The 22,897-nt window shown below is 71.4% G+C and carries 23 protein-coding genes and 1 pseudogene; all 24 read left to right on the top strand.

Annotation, left to right across the window (positions count from 1 at the left end):
• The first annotated feature begins 219 nt into the window (after window positions 1–219).
• The 24 genes and pseudogenes from GXY35_00005 to maf all read left to right on the top strand — a co-directional run bounded on the left by GXY35_00005 (window position 220) and on the right by maf (window position 22,874).
• The gene (locus GXY35_00005; protein ID NLW92985.1) at window positions 220–990 is read left to right on the top strand and encodes a DUF1189 family protein; all 771 of its coding nucleotides are present in this window, start codon (window positions 220–222) and stop codon (window positions 988–990) included.
• Window positions 991–1,045: 55 nt separating this feature from the next.
• Window positions 1,046–1,582 (top strand): DNA-binding protein, encoded by a 537-nt coding sequence (locus tag GXY35_00010; protein NLW92986.1) that lies wholly within the window; start codon window positions 1,046–1,048, stop codon window positions 1,580–1,582.
• Window positions 1,579–2,634, top strand: a complete 1,056-nt coding sequence (locus tag GXY35_00015; protein NLW92987.1) for a 4Fe-4S binding protein — start codon at window positions 1,579–1,581, stop codon at window positions 2,632–2,634. Before GXY35_00010 ends, GXY35_00015 begins: the two co-directional genes overlap by 4 nt.
• Window positions 2,631–3,248, top strand: coding sequence for a hypothetical protein (locus GXY35_00020; GenBank protein NLW92988.1), 618 nt, complete (start codon window positions 2,631–2,633; stop codon window positions 3,246–3,248). Before GXY35_00015 ends, GXY35_00020 begins: the two co-directional genes overlap by 4 nt.
• Window positions 3,245–3,856, top strand: a complete 612-nt coding sequence (locus tag GXY35_00025) for an MBL fold metallo-hydrolase (protein NLW92989.1) — start codon at window positions 3,245–3,247, stop codon at window positions 3,854–3,856. The genes GXY35_00020 and GXY35_00025 overlap by 4 nt, the downstream gene beginning before the upstream one ends.
• Window positions 3,857–3,860: 4 nt before the next feature.
• Window positions 3,861–4,193 (top strand): annotated as a pseudogene (locus GXY35_00030) (DUF3147 family protein).
• Entirely contained in the window at window positions 4,190–5,395 is a 1,206-nt protein-coding gene (locus GXY35_00035; protein ID NLW92990.1) for a class I SAM-dependent RNA methyltransferase, read from the top strand. The pseudogene GXY35_00030 and the gene GXY35_00035 overlap by 4 nt, the downstream one beginning before the upstream one ends.
• Before the next feature lie 15 nt (window positions 5,396–5,410).
• Window positions 5,411–5,977 (top strand): nitroreductase, encoded by a 567-nt coding sequence (locus GXY35_00040; GenBank protein ID NLW92991.1) that lies wholly within the window; start codon window positions 5,411–5,413, stop codon window positions 5,975–5,977.
• Window positions 5,974–6,648 carry an HAD family hydrolase gene (locus tag GXY35_00045; GenBank protein NLW92992.1) on the top strand — a complete coding sequence of 225 codons (675 nt, stop codon included), beginning with the start codon at window positions 5,974–5,976 and terminating at the stop codon, window positions 6,646–6,648. Before GXY35_00040 ends, GXY35_00045 begins: the two co-directional genes overlap by 4 nt.
• A 168-nt stretch (window positions 6,649–6,816) precedes the next feature.
• The gene (locus GXY35_00050) at window positions 6,817–7,341 is read left to right on the top strand and encodes an excinuclease ABC subunit B (protein NLW92993.1); all 525 of its coding nucleotides are present in this window, start codon (window positions 6,817–6,819) and stop codon (window positions 7,339–7,341) included.
• 103 nt (window positions 7,342–7,444) lie between these two features.
• On the top strand, window positions 7,445–8,518 hold the full coding sequence (locus tag GXY35_00055; protein ID NLW92994.1) for a protein arginine kinase: 1,074 nt from the start codon (window positions 7,445–7,447) through the stop codon (window positions 8,516–8,518).
• A gap of 32 nt (window positions 8,519–8,550) precedes the next feature.
• Window positions 8,551–11,019 carry an ATP-dependent Clp protease ATP-binding subunit gene (locus GXY35_00060; GenBank protein ID NLW92995.1) on the top strand — a complete coding sequence of 823 codons (2,469 nt, stop codon included), beginning with the start codon at window positions 8,551–8,553 and terminating at the stop codon, window positions 11,017–11,019.
• Between the two features lie 40 nt (window positions 11,020–11,059).
• On the top strand, window positions 11,060–12,454 hold the full coding sequence (gene radA / locus GXY35_00065; protein NLW92996.1) for a DNA repair protein RadA: 1,395 nt from the start codon (window positions 11,060–11,062) through the stop codon (window positions 12,452–12,454).
• A gap of 49 nt (window positions 12,455–12,503) precedes the next feature.
• A complete protein-coding gene (locus GXY35_00070; protein NLW92997.1) occupies window positions 12,504–13,229 on the top strand; it encodes a 2-C-methyl-D-erythritol 4-phosphate cytidylyltransferase in 726 nt (241 codons plus the stop codon).
• The gene (locus tag GXY35_00075; protein NLW92998.1) at window positions 13,226–13,726 is read left to right on the top strand and encodes a 2-C-methyl-D-erythritol 2,4-cyclodiphosphate synthase; all 501 of its coding nucleotides are present in this window, start codon (window positions 13,226–13,228) and stop codon (window positions 13,724–13,726) included. The genes GXY35_00070 and GXY35_00075 overlap by 4 nt, the downstream gene beginning before the upstream one ends.
• A gap of 59 nt (window positions 13,727–13,785) precedes the next feature.
• Entirely contained in the window at window positions 13,786–15,225 is a 1,440-nt protein-coding gene (locus GXY35_00080) for a cysteine--tRNA ligase (GenBank protein NLW92999.1), read from the top strand.
• Window positions 15,226–15,284: 59 nt separating this feature from the next.
• Complete coding sequence (locus GXY35_00085) at window positions 15,285–15,935, top strand: dTMP kinase (protein ID NLW93000.1); 651 nt, start codon at window positions 15,285–15,287, stop codon at window positions 15,933–15,935.
• A gap of 104 nt (window positions 15,936–16,039) precedes the next feature.
• Window positions 16,040–17,200 (top strand): DNA polymerase III subunit delta', encoded by a 1,161-nt coding sequence (gene holB, locus GXY35_00090; GenBank protein NLW93001.1) that lies wholly within the window; start codon window positions 16,040–16,042, stop codon window positions 17,198–17,200.
• A gap of 34 nt (window positions 17,201–17,234) precedes the next feature.
• Complete coding sequence (locus GXY35_00095) at window positions 17,235–18,053, top strand: stage 0 sporulation family protein (protein NLW93002.1); 819 nt, start codon at window positions 17,235–17,237, stop codon at window positions 18,051–18,053.
• Complete coding sequence (gene metG / locus GXY35_00100) at window positions 18,050–19,597, top strand: methionine--tRNA ligase (GenBank protein NLW93003.1); 1,548 nt, start codon at window positions 18,050–18,052, stop codon at window positions 19,595–19,597. Before GXY35_00095 ends, metG begins: the two co-directional genes overlap by 4 nt.
• 68 nt (window positions 19,598–19,665) lie before the next feature.
• Complete coding sequence (locus tag GXY35_00105) at window positions 19,666–20,454, top strand: TatD family hydrolase (protein NLW93004.1); 789 nt, start codon at window positions 19,666–19,668, stop codon at window positions 20,452–20,454.
• Window positions 20,451–21,311 carry an ABC transporter permease gene (locus GXY35_00110; GenBank protein ID NLW93005.1) on the top strand — a complete coding sequence of 287 codons (861 nt, stop codon included), beginning with the start codon at window positions 20,451–20,453 and terminating at the stop codon, window positions 21,309–21,311. The genes GXY35_00105 and GXY35_00110 overlap by 4 nt, the downstream gene beginning before the upstream one ends.
• A 94-nt stretch (window positions 21,312–21,405) precedes the next feature.
• Entirely contained in the window at window positions 21,406–22,269 is an 864-nt protein-coding gene (locus tag GXY35_00115; GenBank protein ID NLW93006.1) for a GGDEF domain-containing protein, read from the top strand.
• Complete coding sequence (gene maf, locus GXY35_00120) at window positions 22,266–22,874, top strand: septum formation protein Maf (GenBank protein ID NLW93007.1); 609 nt, start codon at window positions 22,266–22,268, stop codon at window positions 22,872–22,874. Before GXY35_00115 ends, maf begins: the two co-directional genes overlap by 4 nt.
• The last annotated feature ends 23 nt before the right edge of the window (window positions 22,875–22,897 follow it).

A 22,897-nucleotide genomic window follows, 5' to 3' on the forward strand; every position in this document is an offset into this window, starting at 1 on the left:
AAGCGGTTGTACCCTTTTATTTATCCAAGCCCTTCTTGACAATACTAATCTTCGCGGCGCCCCCACCCCTAGGGGTGGGCGGGAGCCAACATCTCTCCGAAAGCCCACACTTTAATCTACATCCCCCCCCCGCCGCGGGGAAGGAAATAGGATGGAAGGGGCGCCCGCGTTGCCGTATACTATCCCCTCGGCGCACGGTCCGTCCCGGGAGGCCATCCGATGAAACGCTACTCGACGCTCCATCCGCTCGTGATGGCCTTCTACTCGCCGAAGATCTACCGCGACGTGGCGTACGCCTGGAGGGGCGCCTGCATCCTGTACCTGCTCATCCTCGTCGCGCTCGCGCAGGTGCCCGGGGCGCTGCGGTTCCATTTCCAGACGAAACGGTTCGTGCGCGAGGATGCCCCCGCCCTCGTCGCGCAGGTCCCCCGGATGCGTTTCTCCGGCGGGACACTCGCCGCGGAGGAGCCCGGTGTGCACCGGGTCGTCGACCCGAAGAGCGGGAGGCTCCTGGCCCTCTTCGACACGACCGGCGCCTCGCGGACGCCTGAGGAGACCCCCGCCCTGGCGCTCTTCACGGCGACGGAGGTGTCGATTCGGACCGGCGAACGCGAGACGGAGACATTCCCCTACTCGAAGAATCTCGCCTTCACGGTCACGCGGGAGCGGCTGACCCGTTTCCTCGACCTGTACGCCTCCTACGCCGCGGCGGCGCTCTACCCGGTCGCCGTGGCCCTGGCGATGGCCTTTCGCGTCGCGCAGGCGCTGCTCCTGTCGCTCGCGGGGCTCCTGCTGGCCAGGTGGATGCGCCTGCGCCTGCCGTACGCGGCGATCGTCCGGCTCTCGGTCGCCTCGATGACCCCGGCGATCGTCCTGGGCGCCGCGTGCGCTGCGGCGGGCGCCGTCATTCGCTTCGAGGTGGTCGTCTCCGCCGCGCTGACGCTCGGCTACCTCGCCGCGGCGCTGAGGTTCTGCAAGAGGGAGGGCTGAGCGGCGCGTCGCCCCCGCTTACGGGGGAGGCGGACGCCCGCATCGGATCGACGCGATGAGATACGCCAAGGTGACGCAGGGACGCGTCTTCGTGCTGGCGCTTGACCACGGCGAGATCGTCCACGAGGCGATCGAGCGTTTCGCCGCCGCAAAGAAGATCCGGGCGGCGGCCCTGATCCTCCTTGGCGGCGCGGACCGCGGCAGCAGGCTCGTGGCCGGCCCCGCCGACGGCGACGCGAGACCGGTCGCGTCGTTGGAGGTCGTCCTCGACGACGTCCGCGAGATCGCGGGGACCGGCACGCTCTTCCCCGACGAACGCGGGGCCCCGATCCTGCACCTCCACGCCGCGTGCGGGCGGGGAGGGGAGACGATCACGGGCTGCGTGCGGCGGGGGGTGAAGGTCTGGCGGATCGGGGAGGCGATCTTGTTCGAGCTCCTCGGCTGCGCCGCGGTGCGGGAGTTCTCGGCTGAACTCGGTTTCGCGGTCCTCAACCCCCGCGCGGGGGAGGCGGCGTCCGCCGCCGGCCCGCCGAAGGCGAAGGTTTCGGCGAAGCGCAAGAGAGCCCCCGCGAGGCGCCGCCCGCGCCGTTGAGGAAGATGGCCCGCCGCGCGATCATCCACTGTTTCAGCGGGACCGGGAACGCGGCCCGTCTCGCCCGCATCGCCGCCGAGGAGTTTGTCCGGCTCGGCGTCCGGGCGGCCGTGAACCCCATGGAGCGTCCACACGTCCGCGGGGAGGCGGATCTCGTCGGGATCGTCGCGCCGGTCATCGGCTTCGGCCTCCCCCGGATGGCGGCGCGTTTCCTGCGCCGTCTCCCGCCGGGGAAGGGGAAGAAGGCGTTCGTCCTCGCCGCCCGCGGAAGCGCGGTGACCGTCCGGCTCGGGCGCCTGCGGATTTCCCTCCCCGCCCCCGAGGGGGTCGCGCTCCTTCAGGCGGCGGCATGGCTGCGCCTGCGGGGCTACGCGTTCGCCGGCGCGGCGGCCCTGGAGATGCCCACGAACTGGATACTGGCGGTCGACCCGCCCAACGAGGCGCGCCTCGCCGCGATGACGGACCGGGCCGCGGCGCGGATCCGCCGGTTCGTCGAATCGATCGCCGCGGGCGCCCGCCCCCCCGGAGGCGGGCGGCTGGCCGCGGCGGCGTGCCTGTCGCCGATCCTGGGGCCTGTCTGCCTCCTCTTCGGCGCGCTGGGCCGGCGCCTCGCGGGGAAATGGTTCACCGCCACGGAGCGGTGCACCGGCTGCGGCAGGTGCGCCGCGGAGTGCCCGCAGGGGACCATACGGATGCGGCGCGGCGTCCCCCGGTGGGGGTGGGACTGCCAGCAGTGCTTTCGCTGCATCAGTTGCTGCCCCTTGCAGGCGGTGGAGGTCTCCGGGACCGCCCTGCTGGCGACGTTCGCCCCGCTGCTGTTCGTCCGGCGGCTCTCGCGCCTCGCCGCTTCGCTGCCGAGCGGCGGCGGGGCGGCGGGGGTCGCCTGCTGCCTCGGCCTCATGGCGGCCGCCGCGGGGATCGCGCAGGCGATCGGATCGCGCCGCCGCGGCGGGATACCGGGCTGGAAGCCCACGCGGGGCCGGAGGAGATACCGCGAAACGGGGTTCGATCCGTCCGCGTTCAGGGCGGGGGAACCGGGGAAGGCGCGATGAGGGCACGACGCCGGCGCGGATGGCCGGGTTTCGTCGCCGCCGGCTGCATCCTTCTCTGCTGCGGGTGCGGCCGCCCGGCGGCTCCGTCCGGCGGGGGCGGCGAGGCGGGGGGGGAGCGGCTGATCGTCCTCCTCGATCTCAACTACACCCTCGTCGAGAACCGGGAGGAGACCATCCGCGCGGGCGCGGGGGGGGTCGACCGCCGCCTCGCACGCGAGCGGTACCGGTCGTGGCTCCTGGAGCTGATCGGACCCCACCGCGTGATCCTGATCACCGCGCGGCCGGAGTCGCGCAAGGCGCGGACGCTCCTGCGGATCGAAGAGTCGGCGGGCTGGCGGCCCGACGAGGCGTACTTCAACGAGAAGGACCTCCCGCCACCGGAATGCAAGAGGGATATCCTGGAGCGGTACGTCTTCCCGAAACACGGCGCCCCGCGCGACGGGACGCGCTACGCCGCGATCGAAAGCAACCCGCGGACCGCGGCGATGTACGCCTCCCTCGGCATCCCCTGCCTCCGGGTATGGGATTTGGGGCGGTACCGCCCCGGAGACGGGGATTCGGCGCGTTGCCCCGGGGATACGGCAGACGGGACAGACAGGGGAGGGGGGCGATGAACGTCATCCAGCTCGCGGTGGGGGGACTCGACGCGAACTTCTCGTATCTTCTGCACGACCGGCGCAGCCGCGACACGGCGCTCGTGGATCCGTGCGGGGACACGCGGCTGATCAAGACCGCCCTGGCGCGCCTGCCGGAGGCACAACCGCGCTACATCCTGCTCACGCACGGGCACCACGACCACTGGTCCGGCGTCCGGGAGATGCGCGGCGGTTTCGCCGCGCCCGTCGCCGCGCACCCCCGGTGCCCCGCGCGGCACGACCTCGATCTCTCCGACGGGGAGCGGCTCCCGTTCGGGGACACCTTCGTCGAGTGCCTGTACGCGCCCGGCCACAGCCCCGACAGCGTGCTCTACCGGCTCGGCGACGACACGGCCCTCTTCACCGGGGACACGCTCTTCGTGGACTGGTGCGGCTACGGCGAGCCGGAGGCGCTGTTCAGAACGATGCGCGAGGTGATCTTCCCTCTCCCCGACCGCCTCGAGGTCTACCCGGGGCACGACTACGGCCGCGCGCCGCATTCCCCCCTCGGGACCCAGAAGGCGGAGAACCCGTACCTGTCGACCGCGGAGTTCGCCCGTTTCCGCGAGGCGATGAAGGAGCTCTGAGACGATGCGGTTTCTCGCCAGACTCGCCGCCAGTGTCGCCGTGATCGTGCGCTGCGCCCGGATCGGGAAACGGCACCCGTCGCTCGCGGGGCTCATCGCCACGATGCCGCTGATGAGTTTGATCGTCCTCTTCTAACTGCGCCTGGAGAACCCGGGGGACGACGCCCTGCTCAGGGGCTGCACGCAGGGGGCGCTCTGGGGGATCGTCCCGAGCATCCTCTTCTTCGCCGCCGCGTGGCTGAGCCTGAGGGGCGGGATCCCGCTTTCGCTCGCGCTCGCCTCGGCCTTCGCCGCATGGCCGGCCGGCGCCATGGCGCACCAGCGGGTGCTCCGTTGAAACGCCCGCCCGCGCCGCCCCCGCGTCTCGACTGCCGCGTGGAGGGCCTCGCCTTCGGCGGGGAGGGGGTCGCGCGCGTCGACGGGATGGTCGTCTTCGTGGAGGGGGCCCTCCCCGGCGAGCGCGCCGCGGTCGAGATCGCCCGCGAGGAGAAACGGTTCAAGCGCGGCCGCGCCGTCGAGATACTGGAGTTCTCGCCGGACCGGGTCTCGCCCCGCTGCCGCCTCTTCGGGCGCTGCGGCGGGTGCGTGCTCCAGCACCTCCGCTATGAAAGCCAGGTCGCGTGGAAGCGCCGGCAGGCGCTCGATATCCTCGCCCGGATCGGGGGCTTCCCGGAGTTCGAATGCGGCGAGGCGGTGCCGTCGCCCTCCCCGTACGCCTACCGCAACACCGTCCGGCTCCACCGCCTCCCCGGCCGCGAGCCGCGCTACGGCTTCTGCGGCCGAAACGCCCGCACGCTCGTCGAGGTGACGCGCTGCGAGATCGCGGCGGATGCGATCAACGAGGTCCTGCCTGAGCTCGGAAGGCGGGCGGGGCGGCGGCCGCCGCCGGACGAGATCCGGGTCCGCGCCGGCGTCGGGGGAGGGGCCGTCGTGCACCCCGGCGCGCGCCCCGCGGGGCCGGTCGTCTTCTCGCTGGGGGGGGCGCGTTTCTCCGTTCCCCCCGCCTCCTTCTTCCAGGTGAACATCCCGGTGGCGGAGTCGATCGTCGCGCGGCTGGCGGACTGGATCGACGCGCCGGCGCCCGTCGGAACGCTCTTCGACCTCCACTGCGGCGCCGGGATCTTTTCCGCGCTCCTCGGGAAACGGTTCCGGCGCACCGTGGGGATCGACCGCGACGCCCGCGCCGTCGCGGCGGCCCGCGGGAACGCCGCGGAGGCCGGGGCCGGGGAGGCGGTCTTTATCGCCGGGGATGCCGGGGAGATCTTCGCGGAGGCCTTCCGGGAGCACGCGAGGGAGGGGAGCGTCGCGCTCCTCGACCCCCCGCGGGACGGCGTCGACGAGCGGCTCATCGGCCTCCTCGCCGGCGCCGGCCGGAAACTCGCGCGGATCCTGTACGTCTCCTGCGACCCCGCGACGCTCGCCCGGGACCTGAAGCGGCTCTGCGCGGGGGGCGCGTGGCGCCTCGAGCAGGCGGCGGTCTTCGACATGTTCCCGCAGACGGCGCACCTGGAGGTCTGCGCGTCGGTCAGGCGCGCGTGACGAGGGGGGGGGGAGATGCGCTTTCTCGATCTGGTGAAACGGCGGCGGAGCGTGCGGCGCTACGCCCCCGCGGCCGTATCGCGCGCGGCGATCGACCGGTGCCTGGAGGCGGCGCGCCTCGCCCCCTCCGCCTGCAACGCGCAGCCGTGGTCGTTCGTCGTGGTCGACCAGCCGGGCCGGGCGGCGGAGATCGCTCGGTCCGTCTTCGGCGGCGTCTACTCGATGAACCGATTCGCCGGGGACGCGCCCGTCCTCATCGCGGCCGTGACGGGGCGGTCCACGCCCGCCGCCCGGCTCGGGGGGCTGTTCAGGAACACGCGCTACCCCCTCATCGACATCGGCATCGCCTGCGAGCATCTCGCGCTCCAGGCTGCCGAGGAGGGGCTGGGGACCTGCTGGATCGGCTGGTTCGACGAGAGGGCGCTGAAACGGGCCCTCGGCCTGCCGCGGAGGGCGCGGGTCGATATCCTTATCGCCCTGGGCTACCCGGCGGACGAACCGCCGGAGGGGGGGGCGAAGCGCAGGCCCCTCGAGGAGATACGGCGCTATCTCCAGACCCCCCGCGCGGAGGAGGGCCGATGAGCCGTTTCCGCGCCGTCCTCTTCGACCTCGACGGGACGCTCCTGGATACCATCGAGGACATCGCGGATGCGATGAACGCCGTCCTCCGCCGCGCGGGATTCCCCGGCCACGCGCCGGATGCGTACAGGCGCCTCGTGGGGGACGGGCTCGAGCATCTCGTCCTCCGCGCCGTGCCGCCCGGCCACCGCGACGCGGAGACGGTCGCGCGCTGCATGGAGGGGATGCGGCGGGAGTACGCGGCCGGGGGGTACGCGAAGACGAAACCGTATCCCGGGGTGCCCGGCCTCCTCGACGCGCTGAGCGCCCGCGGCTGCCGTCTCGCGATCCTCACGAACAAGCCCCACGACAGCGCGCGCGAACACGTCTCCGCCACGCTGGGGAAATGGCGCTTCGATCTTGTGGCCGGCGCCCGCCCGGGCGTGCCGCTCAAGCCCGACCCCGCCGCGGCGATCGAGATCTCCGCCGCGCTCGGCATCCCGCCGGACCGGTTCGTCTTCCTCGGCGACTCGGGCATCGACATGGACACCGCCCGCCTGGCGGGGATGCATCCGGCGGGCGCCGTCTGGGGGTTCCGCGGGAGGGAGGAGCTCGTCCTGCACGGGGCCGTCTCCCTGCTGGAGAAGCCGGCCGACCTGCTCGCCCTGTTCCGCCGCGGTGCCGACGCCCGCTAGGGATCCCTCCTGCCCGCCTTCCCTCTCCCCTCCGCGCGCGCGAAGAGAAGGACGGGGTGCGGGCGGCTCGACCCTTCGTGCGGTGTCCCACGCCTCCCGTCCGGCGTGTTCAGTCCGCCTCCGTTGTGCTATACTTTTTCGTCGGAAAGCTCCCGGGGCTCGATCTCGATGATCTGCGAACTGTGCAAGAAGAACACCGCAACGGTGCGCTACACCGAGGTGGTGGACAAGAAGGTCATGAAGATGAACCTGTGCGAGGAGTGCGCCAAGAAGAAGGGCGTCAGCGTGCAGGCGCCGTTCACCATCGCCGATCTCCTCTCGGGCCTCGCCGAGGCGGGGTCCAGGACCGAGGAGAACGCTGGCGCGACCTGCCCCTCGTGCGGCCTGACCTACGGCGACTTCAGGAAGACGGGGCGGCTGGGCTGCGACGGCTGCTACACCGCGTTCAAGAAAGGCCTCCGGAGCCTCCTCGAATCGATACACAAGAGCACCGCGCACCACGGCAAGGTCCCCGCGCGCGCCCGGGGCGCCGTCGACGAGGCGCGCCTGCTGTCGGAGCTCGAGGAGAGCCTGGCCGCGGCGGTGCAACACGAGGAGTTCGAGAAGGCGGCCGGGCTCAGGGACCGCATCCGCGAGATGAAGCGGGAGGCGCGGACGAAAGGGCGGGCCGCGAAGAAGACCAGGGAGGCGTGACCTCGAAAGCCCGGCCGCGGCCTCTCGCCGCCGCGGCGGGGGCGGGACGGAGCTTGAGTCAATCCGCGGGGTCTTGGGCGTGCATACGGTTTCGGGGACGGGCATGGGCATCGAGATACTGCTGGACCGCAACACCGAGTGGCTCAGGGGAGAGGGACCGGACGCCAGGATCGTCGTCAGCAGCCGCGTCCGGCTGGCCAGGAACCTGCGCGGCTTCCGCTTCCCCGGCCGCGCGGATGCGGAGACCCGCATCCGCGTGCGGGAGCTCGTCGCGCGCGCCGCGGAGGGAAGCCGCCTGCTGCAAGGGGCCCTCACGGTGCGCCTCGACGAGATCGGGGAACTCGACCGCCAGTTCCTGGTCGAACGGCACCTGAGCAGCCGCGAGCATGCCCGCGGCGACGAAGGGACGGCGCTCGTGATCGGCGACCGCGAGATCTTGAGTTTGATGGTCAACGAGGAGGACCACCTCCGCATCCAGACCCTCCGCTCCGGCTTCCGGCTCGACGCGGCGCTGGAGGAGATCAACCGGCTCGACGACGAGATCGAGGAGCGGCTCGACTACGCGTTCCTCCCCGAAACCGGCTACCTCACCTCCTGCCCCACGAACGCCGGGACGGGGCTCAGGGCGTCGGTGATGCTGCACCTCCCGGGCCTCGTGATGGTCGAGCAGATCAACCAGGTGCTCCAGGCGATCGCCAAGCTCGGCCTCGCGGTCCGCGGGCTGTACGGCGAGGGGACGGAGGCGTCCGGCAACCTGTTCCAAATCTCGAACCAGGTCACGCTCGGGATGGCGGAGACGGACATCGTCGAGAACCTCGGGAAGGTGATCGGTCAGATCGTCGACTACGAGAAGAAGGCGCAGGAGTCGCTCTTCAAGCGGTCTTTGAAGGCGCTCGAGGACCGCGTCTACCGCGCCTACGGCCTCCTGACCGGGGCGCGCATCATCACCTCGAAGGAGACGATCGAACTCCTCTCCGCCCTCAAGCTCGGGCTCGACTCCCGCCTGATCCCCCTCGACCTCGGCACCATCAATGAGCTCTTCATCGTCACGCAGCCCGCCCATCTCCAGAAGCTCGCCGGCCGCGAGCTGAAGCCGGAGGAGCGCGACGTCTTCAGGGCTGAGCTGATACGGCAGCGGCTGGGCAGCGGCCGGAATCCGGACGCCGGCCCGCGCTGAGGGCGGGGCGGCGTCCGCAACAGGAGCAGGACATGTTCGATCGATTCACGGACAGGGCGCGGCGGGTGATCATCCTCGCGCGCAAGGAAGCCGATCGGTTCAACCACAACTACATCGGCACCGAGCACCTCCTGCTCGGCCTCATCCGCCTCGGGCAGGGCGTCGCGGTGAACGTGTTGCGGGGGCAGGGGCTCGATTTCGAAACCATCCGGCTGGAGGTCGAGAAGGCGGTCGGGACGGGGCCGGAGGCCAAGGTGATCGGGGACATCCCGCTCACCGCGCGCGCCAAGAAGGTCATCGAACTCGCCGTCGAGGAGGCGCGGAACCTCAACCACACGTACATCGGCACCGAGCACCTCCTGCTCGGCCTCCTGCAGGAGGGGGAGGGGCTGGCGGCGAAGATCCTCCGCGCCTTGAACGTGGACGCGGAGAAGACGCGGCAGGACGTCCTGCGGGAGCTCCAGTCCGCGATGGGCCCCCCGCCCGGCGAGGAGGAGGGCCCCTCCCACGAGGAGGAGCGCCAGCGCCCGCCCGCCGCGCGCGCGAAGTACCCCGCCCTGAAGGCGTTCGGCAGGAACCTCACCGAGCTCGCCCGCCTCGGGAAGCTCGACCCGATCATCGGGCGGGCGGTGGAGATCGAGCGCGTCATCCAGGTGCTCTGCCGCCGGCGCAAGAACAACCCGGTGCTGCTCGGCGAGGCGGGGGTGGGGAAGACGGCCATCGTCGAGGGGCTCGCCCAGCGGATCGTCGCCGGCGACGTGCCCGAGATCCTGCGGGAGAGGGAACTCATCACCCTGGACCTGGCGCTGATGGTCGCCGGGACCAAGTACCGCGGCCAGTTCGAGGAGCGCATCAAGGCGTTGATGGACGAGATCCGCAAGGCAGGGAACGTCGTCCTGTTCATCGACGAGCTCCACACGATCGTCGGGGCCGGCGCGGCCGAGGGGGCGATCGACGCCTCGAACATCCTCAAACCCGCCCTCTCGCGCGGGGAGCTCCAGTGCGTCGGGGCGACGACGATGAACGAGTACCGGAAGTTCATCGAGAAGGACGCCGCCCTCGACCGGCGCTTCCAGACGATCATCGTGGAGCCGCCCACCGTGGCCCAGACCATCGATATCCTGAACGGCCTGCGGCGGAGGTACGAGGAGCACCACCGCGTCAGCTACACCGAGGAGGCGATCCGGGCCGCGGCCGAACTCTCCGACCGCTACGTGACGGGGCGGTTCCTGCCCGACAAGGCGATCGACCTGATCGACGAGTCCGGCGCGAAGGCGCGCATCTCCGTGATGACGCGCCCCACGGAGATGAAGGCGCTCGAGGAGCGGATCGAGGCGGTGCGCCTCCAGAAGGAGGAGGCGATCCGCGCGCAGGACTTCGAGAAGGCGGCGGGTCTCCGGGACAGCGAGAAGAAGAGCCGCGCGGAGCTCCAGGCCTCCGTGGAGACGTGGCGCCGCGAGCAGGCCGACCGGGTCGTCACGGTCACGGAGGAGGATATCGCCTCGATCGTCTCGAAATGGACCGGGATACCGCTGTCGCGCCTCGAGGAGGCGGAGACCGAGAAGCTGCTCCGGATGGAGGAGGAGCTGCGGAAGACCGTCGTCGGGCAGGACGAGGCGGTGGGGATCGTCTCCCGCGCCCTGCGGCGCTCCCGCGCGGCGTTGAAGGACCCGCGCCGCCCGATCGGCTCGTTCATCTTCCTCGGCCCCACCGGGGTCGGCAAGACCCTGCTCGCGCGCGCGATGGCGGAGTTCATGTTCGGGGACGAGGACGCCCTCGTCCAGATCGACATGTCGGAGTACGCGGAGAAGTTCTCCGCCTCCCGCCTCACCGGCTCGCCCCCCGGCTACGTCGGCTACGAGGAGGGCGGGCAGCTCACCGAGCAGGTGCGGAGGAGGCCGTACTGCATCGTCCTCTTCGACGAGATCGAAAAGGCGCATCCCGACGTGATGCACATCCTGCTCCAGATACTCGAGGAGGGCAAGCTCACCGACAGCCTCGGGCGCACGGTCAACTTCAGGAACACCGTCGTCATCATGACCTCGAACGTGGGGGCCGAGCTTTTGAAGAAGCAGTCCACGGTCGGGTTCGGCGCGGGCGGGGCGGCGGGGGACTACCGCGCGATGAAGGAGAAGCTCCTGGGCGAGGTCAAGAAGTCGTTCAAGCCCGAGTTCCTGAACCGGGTGGACGATACGATCGTCTTCCAGGCGCTGAGTCGGGACGACCTCGTCAGGATCGTCGAGATCGAGACCGGCAAGGTCGCGGAGCGGCTGGAGCGCCAGGGGATCGCCATCGCGCTCGACGACCGGGCGCGGGCGTTCCTCGTGGAGAAGGGGTACAACCCGCAGTTCGGGGCGCGGCCGCTCCGCCGGGCGATCGAGCGGGGCGTCGAGGACCGGCTCGCGGAGGAGATCCTGCGCGGCAGGGTGAAGCGCGGCTCCGTCGTCGAGATCAGCTCCGACGGGAAGGAGCTGGTCTATCCGGGGCTGGCGGGGGAGTGAGGGCGTTCGAGGCGGGGCGGGGATCCGCGGGACGGACGGCGTGAAGGAGTCCAGGGCGAAAACGGTCTTCGTCTGCAGCGCCTGCGGGCGCGACTCGGCGCGTTGGTTCGGGAGATGCCCCGGCTGCGGCGCCTGGAACACGCTCGAGGAGGAGGCGCCGCGCCTGAAAGGGAGCCGCCGAACCGCTGCGCGGCGGGAGGCGGCCAGGCCGCTCGGCGAGGCGGGCGCGCCGGCCGCCCGCGAACGGATGGCGACCGGGATGCCCGAGTTCGACGGCCTCCTCGGCGGCGGGATCGTGCCCGGTTCGTTCGTCCTCATCGGGGGCGAGCCGGGGATCGGCAAGTCCACCCTGATGCTCCAGGTCGCCGCGCGCCTCGCCGCGGCGGGCGTCCGGGTCCTCTACGTGAGCGCCGAGGAGTCGTTCGAGCAGACGGGGATGCGCGCGCGGCGCGTCGGGGCCTCCGCCGCGGAGCTCTTCATCCTCTGCGAGGCGGACGTGACCGCGATCGTCGAGGAGGCGCGGCGGCTCAAGGCGGCGGTCACGGTGGTCGATTCCATCCAGATCGTCCACCACCCCGAGCTCCCGTCCTCGCCCGGCAGCGCGAACCAGGTGCGCGAGTGCGCGGGCGTTCTGATGGAGGCGGCCAAGGGCGGGGGGATGAGCGTCTTCATCGTCGGGCACGTGACCAAGAGCGGCGATATCGCGGGGCCGCGGATGCTCGAGCATATGGTGGACACGGTGCTGTACTTCGAGGGCGACCGGTACCAGCGCTACCGGGTGCTGCGGACGCGGAAGAACCGCTTCGGATCCACCGAGGAGGTCGGGATCTTCTCGATGGGGCCGGACGGCCTGCGGGAGGTCGGCGACCCGTCGAGACTCTTCCTCGAGGAGCGCCGGGCGGGGAGCGCGGGGAGCGCGGTGACCCCGTCGATGGAGGGGAGCCGGCCGATCCTCGTCGAGGTGCAGGCGCTCGTCGGCGCCCGCTGCTACGGGGTCCCGCAGCGCAGGAGCGTCGGGGTCGACTACAACCGTCTCTGCATGCTGATCGCGGTGCTCGAGACGCGGGCGGGGCTGAATCTCCGCGACCGCGACGTCTTCGTGAGCGTGGCGGGGGGGTTGACGGTCGACGAGCCCGCCGTCGACCTCGCGATCGCGCTCGCCCTCGCCTCGGCCCTCACGGGGAAGGCGGTGCCCGCCGACCTCGTGATGATAGGGGAGGTGGGGCTCGGCGGCGAGGTGCGCGGCTGCGGCCACCTCGCGCGGCGGCTCAGGGAGGCGGCGAAGCTCGGTTTCAAGCGGGCCCTCGCGCCGCGCTCGGTCGCCGAAGCGGAGGAGGAGCCGCCGGATCTGGCGATCGTCCCGTGCGACACGGTGCGGGAGGCGATCAGACGCATCCTGGCGACCGAGACGGGGGACGCGAAACGCACGGCCTGAGGCGGTGCGGCCGTCCGGGGGGTCGCGTCTTTCGGTGCATGGAGGGGCTGTGCACACCGTGGCGATCATCGTGGCGGCCGGCGCGGGGAGGAGGATGGGGAACAGGCCCAAGCCCCTCCTCGAACTGAACGGCAGGCCGATGCTCTGCTATTCGCTGGAGGCGTTCCAGGCGTCGAGGCGCGTCGACGGCATCGTCGTCGCCGTGCCGCCCGGGATGCTCGCCGGGTTCAGAGACCGGATCCTGTCCTGCGGGAGGTACCCCAAGATCGCCGCGTGGGTCGAGGGGGGGGCCCGGAGGCAGGACTCGGTGGCCGCGGCCCTCGCGGTTGTCCCCGCGGAGGCCCGGCTCGTGGCGGTGCACGACGCCGCCCGGCCGTGCGTGCGGGGGGAACTGATCGGCCGTCTGATCGAGGCCGCGCAACAGACGGGGGCCGCCGTCCCCGGGATCGAGGTCGTGGACACGATCAAGGAGATCGACGAGGCGGGGATGGTGGCCCGGTCGCTTCGGCGCGAGCGGCTCAGGGCGGTGCAGACGCCGCAGGTCTTCTCCGCCGGCCTTCTCCGCGGGGCGTACCGCCTGGCCGCGGAGGGGGGCGTCGCGGGCACCGACGACGCGTCGCTTGTGGAGCGGGCGGGGCATCCGGTCGCGGTGGTCGAGGGGGAGGAGGACAATTTCAAGGTGACGGTGCCTCAGGATCTGGGCAGGGCTGAAACGATACTGAAACGGAGGGGCGCGGGGGGCGGGGAGTCCGCGCCCCCTCGCCGCCGGGGATGAGGATCGGCATCGGCTTCGACGCGCACAGATTCGCCCGGGGCAGGAGACTCGTCCTGGGCGGGATCGAGATCCCGCACGACCGGGGGCTCGAGGGCCACTCGGACGCGGACGCGCTTCTCCACGCCGTCTGCGACGCGATCCTCGGCGCCCTGGCCCTCGGCGACATCGGGAAGCATTTCCCCGACACCGATCCGCGCTACAGGGGGATCGCCAGCGCCGAGCTCCTCCGACGGGTCTGCGTGCTCGCGGCGCGGCGCGGCCGCCGCGTCGGCAACGTCGACGCGACGGTCGTGGCGGAGCGGCCGCGGCTCGCCCCGCACGTCGACGCGATGCGCGAGAGGATCGCCGCGGTCGTCGGCGTCGCGCCCGACCGGGTCGGCGTCAAGGCGACCACCACCGAAAAAATGGGGTTCTGCGGCAGGGGGGAGGGGATCGCCGCGATGGCGGTCGTCTTGCTCGAGAAGGCGGCGAGGGCGAGGAAACCGAAACCGCGCTGACCGGCGCGCGGCGCCGCGGGGCGTCTGCATCGCCGGAAGGTCGACATGCGGGGGGATCCGTGCTGAAGGTCTACAACACCGCGTCGCGCCGCGTCGAGGAGTTCGTCCCGCGCGAGCCGGGGAAGGCGGGCGTCTACGTCTGCGGCCCGACCGTCTACGACGACTGCCACATCGGGCACGCGCGGGCCCTGGTGGCGTTCGACGTCATCGTCCGGTGGCTCGAGCGCCGCGGCTACGCGGTCCGCTACGTCAGGAACATCACCGACATCGACGACAAGATCATCGCGCGGGCGGCGGAGCGGCACGTCTCCTGCGCCGAGCTCGCGGGGCGGTACATCGACTCGTTCCACGAGGATATGGGGCGCCTCTCCCTGCGCCTCCCGGACCTGGAGCCCAGGGCCACCGCGCATATCCCGGAGATGGTCGCCCTCGTCGAGGCGCTGTGCGCCAAGGGGCTCGCCTACGAGGCCGACGGGGACGTCTGCTACGACGTCGGGCGTTTCGCCGGGTACGGGCGGCTCTCGGGGCGCGACGTCGGGGAACTCCTCGCGGGGGCGCGGGTCGAGGTGGACGAGCGGAAGAGGAACCCGCTCGACTTCGTCCTCTGGAAGGCGGCCAAGCCCGGGGAGCCCGCCTGGCCGAGCCCGTGGGGGCCCGGGCGGCCGGGGTGGCACATCGAGTGCTCGGCGATGTCGGCGAAGCACCTCGGCGAGTCGTTCGACATCCACGGCGGGGGGCACGACCTCATCTTCCCGCACCACGAGAACGAGATCGCCCAGTCCGAGGGGGCGCACGGGCGCCCCCCGGCCCGCTACTGGCTGCACAACGCCCACGTCACGGTGAGGCAGACGAAGATGTCGAAGTCGCTCGGCAACTTCGTGACGCTGAAGGAGATCTTCGCGGCGCACGACCCCCGCGCGGTGCGCTTCTTCCTCGCCTCCCGGCACTACCGCTCGCCGATCGACTTCTCCGAGGGGGCGCTCACGGAGGCCGCGGCGGCGCTCAGGCGGATCGGCGACGCCGTCGCCCGGCTCGCGGAGGCGCTGGGCGCGAAGCCGGCCCCCGCGGACGAATGCCCCGCGGCGTTCGCGGCCGCGATGGACGCGGACTTCAACGCCACGGCGGCGACAGGGGTCATCTTCGGCCTCGTCAGCGCGCTGCACGGGGAACTCGACCGGCGCCGGGACGGGTGGGAACAACGCGCCCGCGCGGCGGGCGCGGGGATCCTGGCCTGCTGCGCGGCCCTCGGTCTCGAACCGCTCCCCTGCGAGGAGCTCCGCCCCGGCGCCGCCGGGGAAATGGACCCGGGCGAGCTGGGGAGATGCCTCGCCGCCGACGCGCTCTCGGCCGAGGAGGTCGCCCGCCTGCTCGAGACGCGGAACGTCCTGCGGGAGAGGAAAGAGTTCGAACTCGCCGATCGGATCCGCGTGAAGGTGCAGACGCTCGGCTACGAGGTGCGGGACGGGAAAGGGAAGGGGAGCACGGCCTCGCGCCGCTGATCCCCCGCAGCGTCGCAACATCCGAATCGCCGGCGCCGTGCGCCGCGACGGAGGAAAGGATCGCCATGAAAGGACGCTTCATCACCATCGAGGGGCCGGACGGCTGCGGGAAGACGACGCAGACGGAGCTGCTCGTGAAAACGCTCCGGGAGCAGGGGCGCGAGGTCATCGTCACCCGCGAGCCCGGCGGGACCAGGATCGGCGAGGAGATACGGTCGCTCGTCTTGAGCGCCCGGTACGAGGAGATGCAGCCGCTCACCGAGCTCCTCCTGATGTCGGCGAGCCGATCGCAGCACGTCCTCGAGAAGATCAAGCCGGCGCTCGAGGAGGGGAAGATCATCGTCTGCTCCCGCTACACCGACGCGACCATCGCCTACCAGGGGTACGGGCGCGGCTTCGATATCCCGCTGCTCGAGAAGGTGAACCGCATCGCCACCACCGGCGTCTGGCCCGACCTCACGATCATCCTCGACATCGACGTCAAGGAGGGGCTCCGCCGGGCGTTCAAAACCGAGAAGGCCGAGGCGAAGAGCGGAGAGGGCGACCGCCTCGAGCGGGAGGACCTCGGCTTCCACGAGCGCGTGCGCGCCGGCTACCTCGCGCTCGCGGAGAAGTACCCGCAGCGCCTGAAGGTCGTCGACGCGGCGGGGACGATTGCGCAGGTGCAGGCGGCGGTGATGCGGGAGGTGGAGGCGACCTTCGCGAGGTGAACGGCCGCGTGGGAAGGGGTCGTTGCCGCGGTTCCGGCGGGATCGATTCGAAGCCTCGCCGCGGCGACGGTTCGTCTCCGCGGCGGCGGATGGGGGGTGCGGCGGTGGGGCTCGGAGCGGTGCGGGGGCAGAAGACGGCGGTCGACCTCCTGGCGCGGAGCGTCGGGGAGGGGAGGATCGCGCACGCGTGGCTCTTCCACGGCCCCGAGGCGGTCGGGAAGGAGCTCGCGGCGAAGAACTTCGCCAAGCTCCTCAACTGCCGCGCGCCGAAGGGGGGGGACGCCTGCGACTTCTGCGAGGAGTGCCTCCACGTCGAGAAGAACGACCACCCCGACGTGCACTGGCTGCGGCCGAAGGGGAAGACGCGCAGCATACCGATCGGCGACCCCGCGAACCCGGCGGGCGGAACGGTGCGCGACCTCCAGCAGAAGATCTCGCTCAAGCCGTTCCGCGCCAGGTGGAAGATCGGGATCTTCGTCGACGCGGAGTGCATGGACCCGGCCGCGGAGAACGCGCTGTTGAAGACGCTCGAGGAGCCGCCCGCGCACACGGTGCTCATCCTGATCAGCGCGCACCCCGAGTCCCTCCTGCCCACCACCCTCTCCCGCTGCCGGGCGGTGCGCTTCTCCCCGATGCCGGGGGACGAGCTCGAGGCGCTGCTGCGCCGCGCGCACCGCCTCGATCCCGGGGACGCGAAGGCCCTCAGCCGCCTGGCGGGGGGGCGGTACGGCGCGGCGGTGTCGGCGATCCGGGAGGAGCGCCTCGGCGAGGCGCGCGAGCTCGCCCGGATGCTCTCGGCGGGGGATACCGGCTACTGGAGCGCGGTCGCGGGCCCGCTCGCCCTCTTCGAGACCTCCCTGCGGCGGGCGGGGGAGGCGCTGGAGATGGATCTGGCCGAACGGGGGCTGTTGCCGCCGCCCGGGGCGGAGGGGGGGCGGCCCCCGGCAAACGACGAGGATCGGGACAAGGAGGCGGTCGCGTTCATCCAGGGGGAGATGCGGCGCAGGCACGAGGAGATGCTGTGCCGGATGCTCGCCTGGTACCGGGACCTGCTGGTCTGGAACCTCACCGGCGACGAGCGGCTCCTCGCGGGGGTCTCCCAGGCCTCCGCCGTCGCGCGGGCCGCCGCGGGCATGGACGCGGCGAAGGCGGAGACGTGCGTCGCCCGCATCGAGGCGGCGCTCGAGGCGCTGCGGATGAACGCGGAGTTCCACACGGTGATGGAGAATCTGCTGGTGCAGCTGTCGGCCGGGACCGGCGAATAGACGGGCGCCGGCGCCGGCGAGCGGGGAGGCGTCAATGCACAGGGTCGTCCAGGTGCGGCTCAGGGAGTCGGGCCGGGTGCGCTACTACAACTGCGGCGAGGCGTCCTACCCGGTCGGCGAGTACGTGGTCGTCGAGGCGGACCGCGGCGAGGACTACGGCCTCGTGATGAGCGAGCCGGAGACGACCCCCGACGCCGAGGTGGAGCAGCCGCTCCGGAATGTCCTGCGCCCCCTGAATCCCGCGGACCGGGAGCGGATCAAGGGGAACCGGCGGGAGGGGCGGGCGGCGCTGACCGTCTGCGCCGCCAAGATCGCCGAGCGGAAGCTCCCGATGAAGCTGATCGACGTGGAGTATTCGTTCGACCGGTCCAAGATCATCTTCTACTTCACCGCCGAGGGCCGGGTCGACTTCCGCGAGCTCGTGCGGGATCTCGCCGCGCACTTCAAGGCGCGCATCGAACTGCGGCAGATCGGCGTCCGCGACGAGGCGAGGATGCTCGGGGGGATCGGCTGCTGCGGCCGGCAGCTCTGCTGCGCCACCTTCCTGAAGGACTTCGAGGCGGTCAACATCAGGATGGCGAAGGAGCAGCGGCTGCCGTTGAACCCGAGCAAGATCTCCGGCCTCTGCGGCCGCCTTCTCTGCTGCCTCCGCTACGAGTTCGAGACGTACCGGGAGCTGCAGCGGGGGATGCCGAAGGAGGGGACCGTCGTCGCCACCTCGCAGGGGGAGGGGCGGGTCAGGGATGTGAACCTGCTGCGGCAGTCGGTGGGTGTCGAGCTCGAAAACGGCCGGGTGGTGCAGATGGACGTGAAGGAGGTGAGCCGGCCGAAGGGGAGGAAACCGAAAGGATGAAGGACACCTTCTTCCTCAGCACGGCGATCGACTACGTCAACGCCCTGCCGCATCTGGGCACCGCGTACGAGAAGATCGGGGCGGACGCCCTCGCCCGCTACATGCGGCTGAAGGGGACGGAGACGTTCTTCCTGATGGGCGTGGACGAGCACAGCGCGAACGTGGAGACGGCGGCACGCGCCCGCGGCATGGCGCCCCAACAGTACTGCGACGAGATGAGCCCGAGATTCGTCGAGGTGTGGCGCCGCCTGGGGATCTCGTGCGATCGCTTCATCAGGACCACCGAGGAGACGCACGTGGCCGCCGTCAGGGAGCTGTTCTCCCGGATCCACCGCAACGGCGACATCTACAAGGCCGTCTACCGCGGCTGGTACTGCGCCTCGTGCAACACCTTCCTCAAGGAGTCCGAACTCGAGGGGGGGCTCTGCCCGCAGCACGGGAAGCAACCCGCGCGGCTCGAGGAGGAGAACTACTTCTTCGCCCTCTCCCGCTACGCCGACGCGCTCCGGCGCCATATCGAGGAGCACCCGGAATTCATCATGCCCCAGACGCGCCGGAACGAGATCGTGCGATTCCTCTCCGCGGGGCTCGAGGACATCAGCGTCACGCGGGAGGGGATCGAGTGGGGGATCCGCTGCCCGTTCGACGAGACGCACGCGGTCTACGTCTGGTTCGACGCCCTCATCAACTACCTCTCGGGGGCGGGGTTCCTCGACGACCCGGCGCGCTTCTCGCGCCGCTGGCCGGCGGACGTCCATATCATCGGGAAGGACATCACGCGCTTCCACTGCCTCATCTGGCCGGCGATGCTCCTCTCCGCGGGGCTCCCGCTGCCCCGGTCGGTCTGGGGGCACGGCTTCGTCCACCTCGGCGGGGAGAAGATGAGCAAGACCCTCGGCACGACGGTCGACCCGGTGGCGCTCGCCGACGGGTACGGCGCCGACGCCGTCCGCTACTTCCTCCTGCGGGAGGTGCCGTTCGACAGGGACGGGGAGTTCACGCTCGAAAAGTTCCGCGCCCGGTACAGCGCGGACCTCTCCAACGACCTCGGCAACCTCTGCCAGCGCACGCTCACCCTGGTGGCCGCGCACCTGGGGGGGGCGATCCCCGAGGCGCCGACCGGCGAGGAGGGGGCCGACGGCGAACTCCGCCTCGCCCTCGCGGGCGCCGCCGCCCCGTTCCGCGCCGAGATGGAAACGTTCCGCTTCAGCCAGGCGCTGGAGAGGATCTGGGCGCTCGTGGGGCGCTGCAACCGCTACATCGACGAGACGGCCCCGTGGAAGCTCCGCAAGGACCCGGCGCGGGCGAAGCGGTTCGCGGGGGTCCTCTACAACCTCTGCGAGGCGCTGCGGGTGCTCTCCATCCTCGTCTCCCCCGCGATGCCCTCCACCGCCGCGGCGATGCGGGCCCAGCTCGGCCTGCCGCCGGGGCCGGCGCAGGGGGCGCTGGGGGAGGCCGAGCGGTTCGGCCTGCTCGCCCCCGGCACGCGGCTGGGCCGGGTGAAGCCGCTGTTCCCGAGAAAGAACCCCGGCGACAACGGCTGATCGGCCGGGACCGGAAAAACCCGGCACGGCCGCGGGAACCGTGCCGCGCGGCCCGCACTCCCGATCGTATGCTGATCGACACGCACGCCCACCTGACCGACGCGCGATTCGGCCACGACCTCGACGCCGTGGTGCGCCGCGCCGGGGACGCCGGCGTGGCGGCGATTCTGGACGTCGGCGACGGGGCGGAGGGCTCCGCCGCCTGCATCGGGCACGCGAGACGGTTCCGGAACGTCTTCGCCGCCGTGGGCATCCACCCCAACTCCGCCTCCGCCGGCTGCGATCTCGGGCGGATCGCGGTCCTCGCCCGCGACGAAGCGGTGGCGGCGCTGGGGGAGACGGGGCTCGATTATTACCGACGGCACGCCTCGCGGGAGGCGCAGGAACGGCTCTTCAGGGAGACGCTCGCCCTCGCCCTCGAGACGGGGCTGCCGGTCGTGATGCACTGCCGCGACGCGTACGGCGCCCTTCTCGGCGTGCTCCGCGAGAGGCGGTACGCCGGCGTCCGCGGCGTGCTGCACTGCTTCTCCGGCGGGAGGGGCGACGCGGAGGATCTGGTGGAACTCGGCTACTTCATCGCCGCGGGGGGGGCGCTGACCTACCCGAAGAACACGGGGTTGCGGGAGACGATCCGGGCGGTGCCGCTCGACCGGCTGCTCCTCGAGACGGACTGCCCGTACCTCCCCCCCGAGGGGGCGCGCGGGCGGCGGAACGAGCCGTCGGGGGTCGTCCGGGTGGCGGAGGAGCTCGCCCGGCTCCGGGGGCTCGGTTTCGGCGAGATCGCCCGCATCACCTCCGACAACGCCCTGCGCCTCTTCGAGCGGATGGGGACGTCGGGGGGGGGGACGGAGCGATGACCGCGCCGCGGGGGCGCAGCCTCTGGTACCAGGCGTGGCGGCGGCTGCTCGCCAACCGGATGGCGGTGGCGGGGGGGATGGTCGTCGTGGCGATGGCCGCGCTTGCGCTGGCCGCGCCGTTGGTGAGCCCGTACGGCTACGACGAGACATCCGCCGCGCAGTACCATCCCCCCTCGTGGCGCCACCCGATGGGGACGGATATCCACGGGCGCGACCTGCTCACCCGGGTGCTCTACGGCGCGCGGCTCTCGCTGGGGGTGGGGTTCGTCGCCACGGCGGTGAGCCTTCTGATCGGCGTCGGCTACGGCGCCGTCTCCGGCTACGCGGGGGGGAAAACCGATGAGCTGATGATGCGCGTGGTGGACATCATCTACTCGCTGCCGTACATGTTCTTCGTGATCATCCTCGTGGCGGTCTTCGGCAGGAGCGTGCTGCTGCTCTTCGTCGCCCTCGGGGCTGTGCAGTGGCTCACCGTGGCGCGCATCGTGCGGGGGCAGGTGCTCTCGATCAAGGAGAAGGAGTTCATCCAGGCCGGGCGCGCGATCGGCGCCGGGCACCTGCGCATCATCCTCCACCATCTCCTGCCCAACGTGCTCGGACCGGTGGTGGTGTACACGACCCTGACGGTGCCCGCGGTGATGCTCCAGGAGGCGTTCTTGAGCTTCCTCGGCCTCGGGGTGCCGCCGCCCGCGAGCTCCTGGGGCACGCTCATCGCCGACGGCGCCTCCGCCATCAACGCCCTGAGGATCTACTGGTGGCTCCTGCTCTTCCCCGGGGCCGCGATGGCCGTGACGCTCTTCGCGATGAACTTCCTCGGGGACGGCCTGCGCGACGCGATGGATCCGCGCCTCCGCTGAGGCCCGTTTCCCGCCGCCTTCCGGGCGACGGTTCCAGGAGACGGGGTTGCGCCTCTCCGCCTTCTTGTGTATACTTCGGGAGAAGGGAGGACAGATGGTACCGCAGCGTCCGCGGAGCGAGAAGATGCTCCTGTTCTTCGTGAGCCTGGGCACCGTGCTCGTGCTCTCGTTCCTGCTGCCCCTCGAGACGATCCCGATCGCCCTGAGCTTCTTCATCATCCCGATCATCCTCGCGGCGAACTACTACGGACTCGCCGGGGGCATCGGATGCGCCGCCTTGAGCGCCGCGCTCGCCGCATTCTTCGCCTACCGGTCCGGCATGCTGCTGAAGGACCCCCTCTTCCTGCCCCAGATCGTCCTCTACTTTCTCGTGGGCGGGTTCGGCGGTTTCATGCAGCAGGAGCACGACCGGGTCCAGCGGATGCTCCACCTCTCCTCGATCACCGACGAGCTGACCGGCCTCTACAACTACCAGCACTTCCGCACGCGCCTCGACGAGGAGGTCCGCCGCGCCACGCGCTACGACCACCCGCTCTCCCTCCTGATGTGCGACATCAACCGCTTCAAGCGCTACAACGACACCTACGGGCATATGAACGGCAACTTCATCCTCAACAAGGTCGCCAGTCTGATCAAGGACTCGATGCGCGAAAGCGACCTGTCGTTCCGCTACGGGGGGGACGAGTTCGCGGTGATCCTGCCGGAGACCGGACTCGAAGCGGAGGAGGTGGCGCGGCGCATCGTCGGCGCCGTCAACGACGCCTTCGCCGCGCAGAAAGGCGAGCCGTCGCTCAGGCCGAGCATCACCGCGGGCGTCGCGGTGCGCGAAGCCGGGCGGCCCCTCGCCGCGTCGCTCCTGATCACGTATGCCGACAAGGCGCTCTACCAGTCCAAGAACGCCGGCCTCCCGTTCGGCGTCCTCAGGATCGGCGAGTTGGCCGGGAACCTTTCCGCGTGAATCCGTCGCCCCCCCGCCTCGCGGCGACCCGGCGCCCCGTCATCCTCGCCTCCCGATCGAGGGCGCGCAAAGCCCTCCTCCGGCAGATCGGTCTCCGCTTCCGCACGGCGGCCCCCCGCGTGCGCGAGGCGGAGACGCACCGCGACGGCTCCGCGGCGATGGTCGTGGCCAACGCCCGCGCCAAGGCGCTCGACGTCGCCCGAAGGCGCCGGACCGGGCTGGTGATCGCGGCCGACACCGTCGTCACGGCGCGCGGGAAGGTGATCGGCAAGCCGGCGAATCTCGCGGAGGCGCGAAAGACGCTGCGGCTCCTCTCGCGCAGCCCCCAGCAGGTCCTCACCGGCGTCGCGGTGGCGGATATCGACCGCGGCACGGTTCGCACCGCCTGCGTGAAGACGCTGGTCGTGATGCGGCCGATGGGGGACCGTGAGATCGGCCGCTATCTCCGGAAGGTGTCGCCGCTGGATCTGGCGGGGAGTTTCGACATCCAGGGGCTCGGGGCGCTGTTCGTCGAACGCGTGGAGGGGTGCTACTTCAACGTGGTCGGCCTCCCGCTCGCCGCGCTCGCCCGCCTTCTCCGCGAAACCGGGATCGAGCTCCCCTGACCCCGCCGCGCATTGTCCGCCCC

This window comes from Chlamydiota bacterium, assembly GCA_012729785.1.
GTDB lineage: Bacteria > Auribacterota > Tritonobacteria > UBA1439 > UBA1439 > UBA1439.

What these genes read in the sequence shown, in the direction of transcription:
- GXY35_00105 (NLW93004.1), top strand. Translation starts at nt 19,666, where the DNA reads ATGCTGATCGACACGCACGCCCACCTGACCGACGCGCGATTCGGCCAC.
- GXY35_00115 (NLW93006.1), top strand. Translation starts at nt 21,406, where the DNA reads ATGGTACCGCAGCGTCCGCGGAGCGAGAAGATGCTCCTGTTCTTCGTG.
- GXY35_00045 (NLW92992.1), top strand. Translation starts at nt 5,974, where the DNA reads ATGAGCCGTTTCCGCGCCGTCCTCTTCGACCTCGACGGGACGCTCCTG.
- GXY35_00040 (NLW92991.1), top strand. Translation starts at nt 5,411, where the DNA reads ATGCGCTTTCTCGATCTGGTGAAACGGCGGCGGAGCGTGCGGCGCTAC.
- GXY35_00055 (NLW92994.1), top strand. Translation starts at nt 7,445, where the DNA reads ATGGGCATCGAGATACTGCTGGACCGCAACACCGAGTGGCTCAGGGGA.
- GXY35_00020 (NLW92988.1), top strand. Translation starts at nt 2,631, where the DNA reads ATGAGGGCACGACGCCGGCGCGGATGGCCGGGTTTCGTCGCCGCCGGC.
- GXY35_00010 (NLW92986.1), top strand. Translation starts at nt 1,046, where the DNA reads ATGAGATACGCCAAGGTGACGCAGGGACGCGTCTTCGTGCTGGCGCTT.
- GXY35_00075 (NLW92998.1), top strand. Translation starts at nt 13,226, where the DNA reads ATGAGGATCGGCATCGGCTTCGACGCGCACAGATTCGCCCGGGGCAGG.
- GXY35_00060 (NLW92995.1), top strand. Translation starts at nt 8,551, where the DNA reads ATGTTCGATCGATTCACGGACAGGGCGCGGCGGGTGATCATCCTCGCG.
- GXY35_00050 (NLW92993.1), top strand. Translation starts at nt 6,817, where the DNA reads ATGATCTGCGAACTGTGCAAGAAGAACACCGCAACGGTGCGCTACACC.
- GXY35_00005 (NLW92985.1), top strand. Translation starts at nt 220, where the DNA reads ATGAAACGCTACTCGACGCTCCATCCGCTCGTGATGGCCTTCTACTCG.
- GXY35_00025 (NLW92989.1), top strand. Translation starts at nt 3,245, where the DNA reads ATGAACGTCATCCAGCTCGCGGTGGGGGGACTCGACGCGAACTTCTCG.
- GXY35_00095 (NLW93002.1), top strand. Translation starts at nt 17,235, where the DNA reads ATGCACAGGGTCGTCCAGGTGCGGCTCAGGGAGTCGGGCCGGGTGCGC.
- GXY35_00110 (NLW93005.1), top strand. Translation starts at nt 20,451, where the DNA reads ATGACCGCGCCGCGGGGGCGCAGCCTCTGGTACCAGGCGTGGCGGCGG.
- metG (NLW93003.1), top strand. Translation starts at nt 18,050, where the DNA reads ATGAAGGACACCTTCTTCCTCAGCACGGCGATCGACTACGTCAACGCC.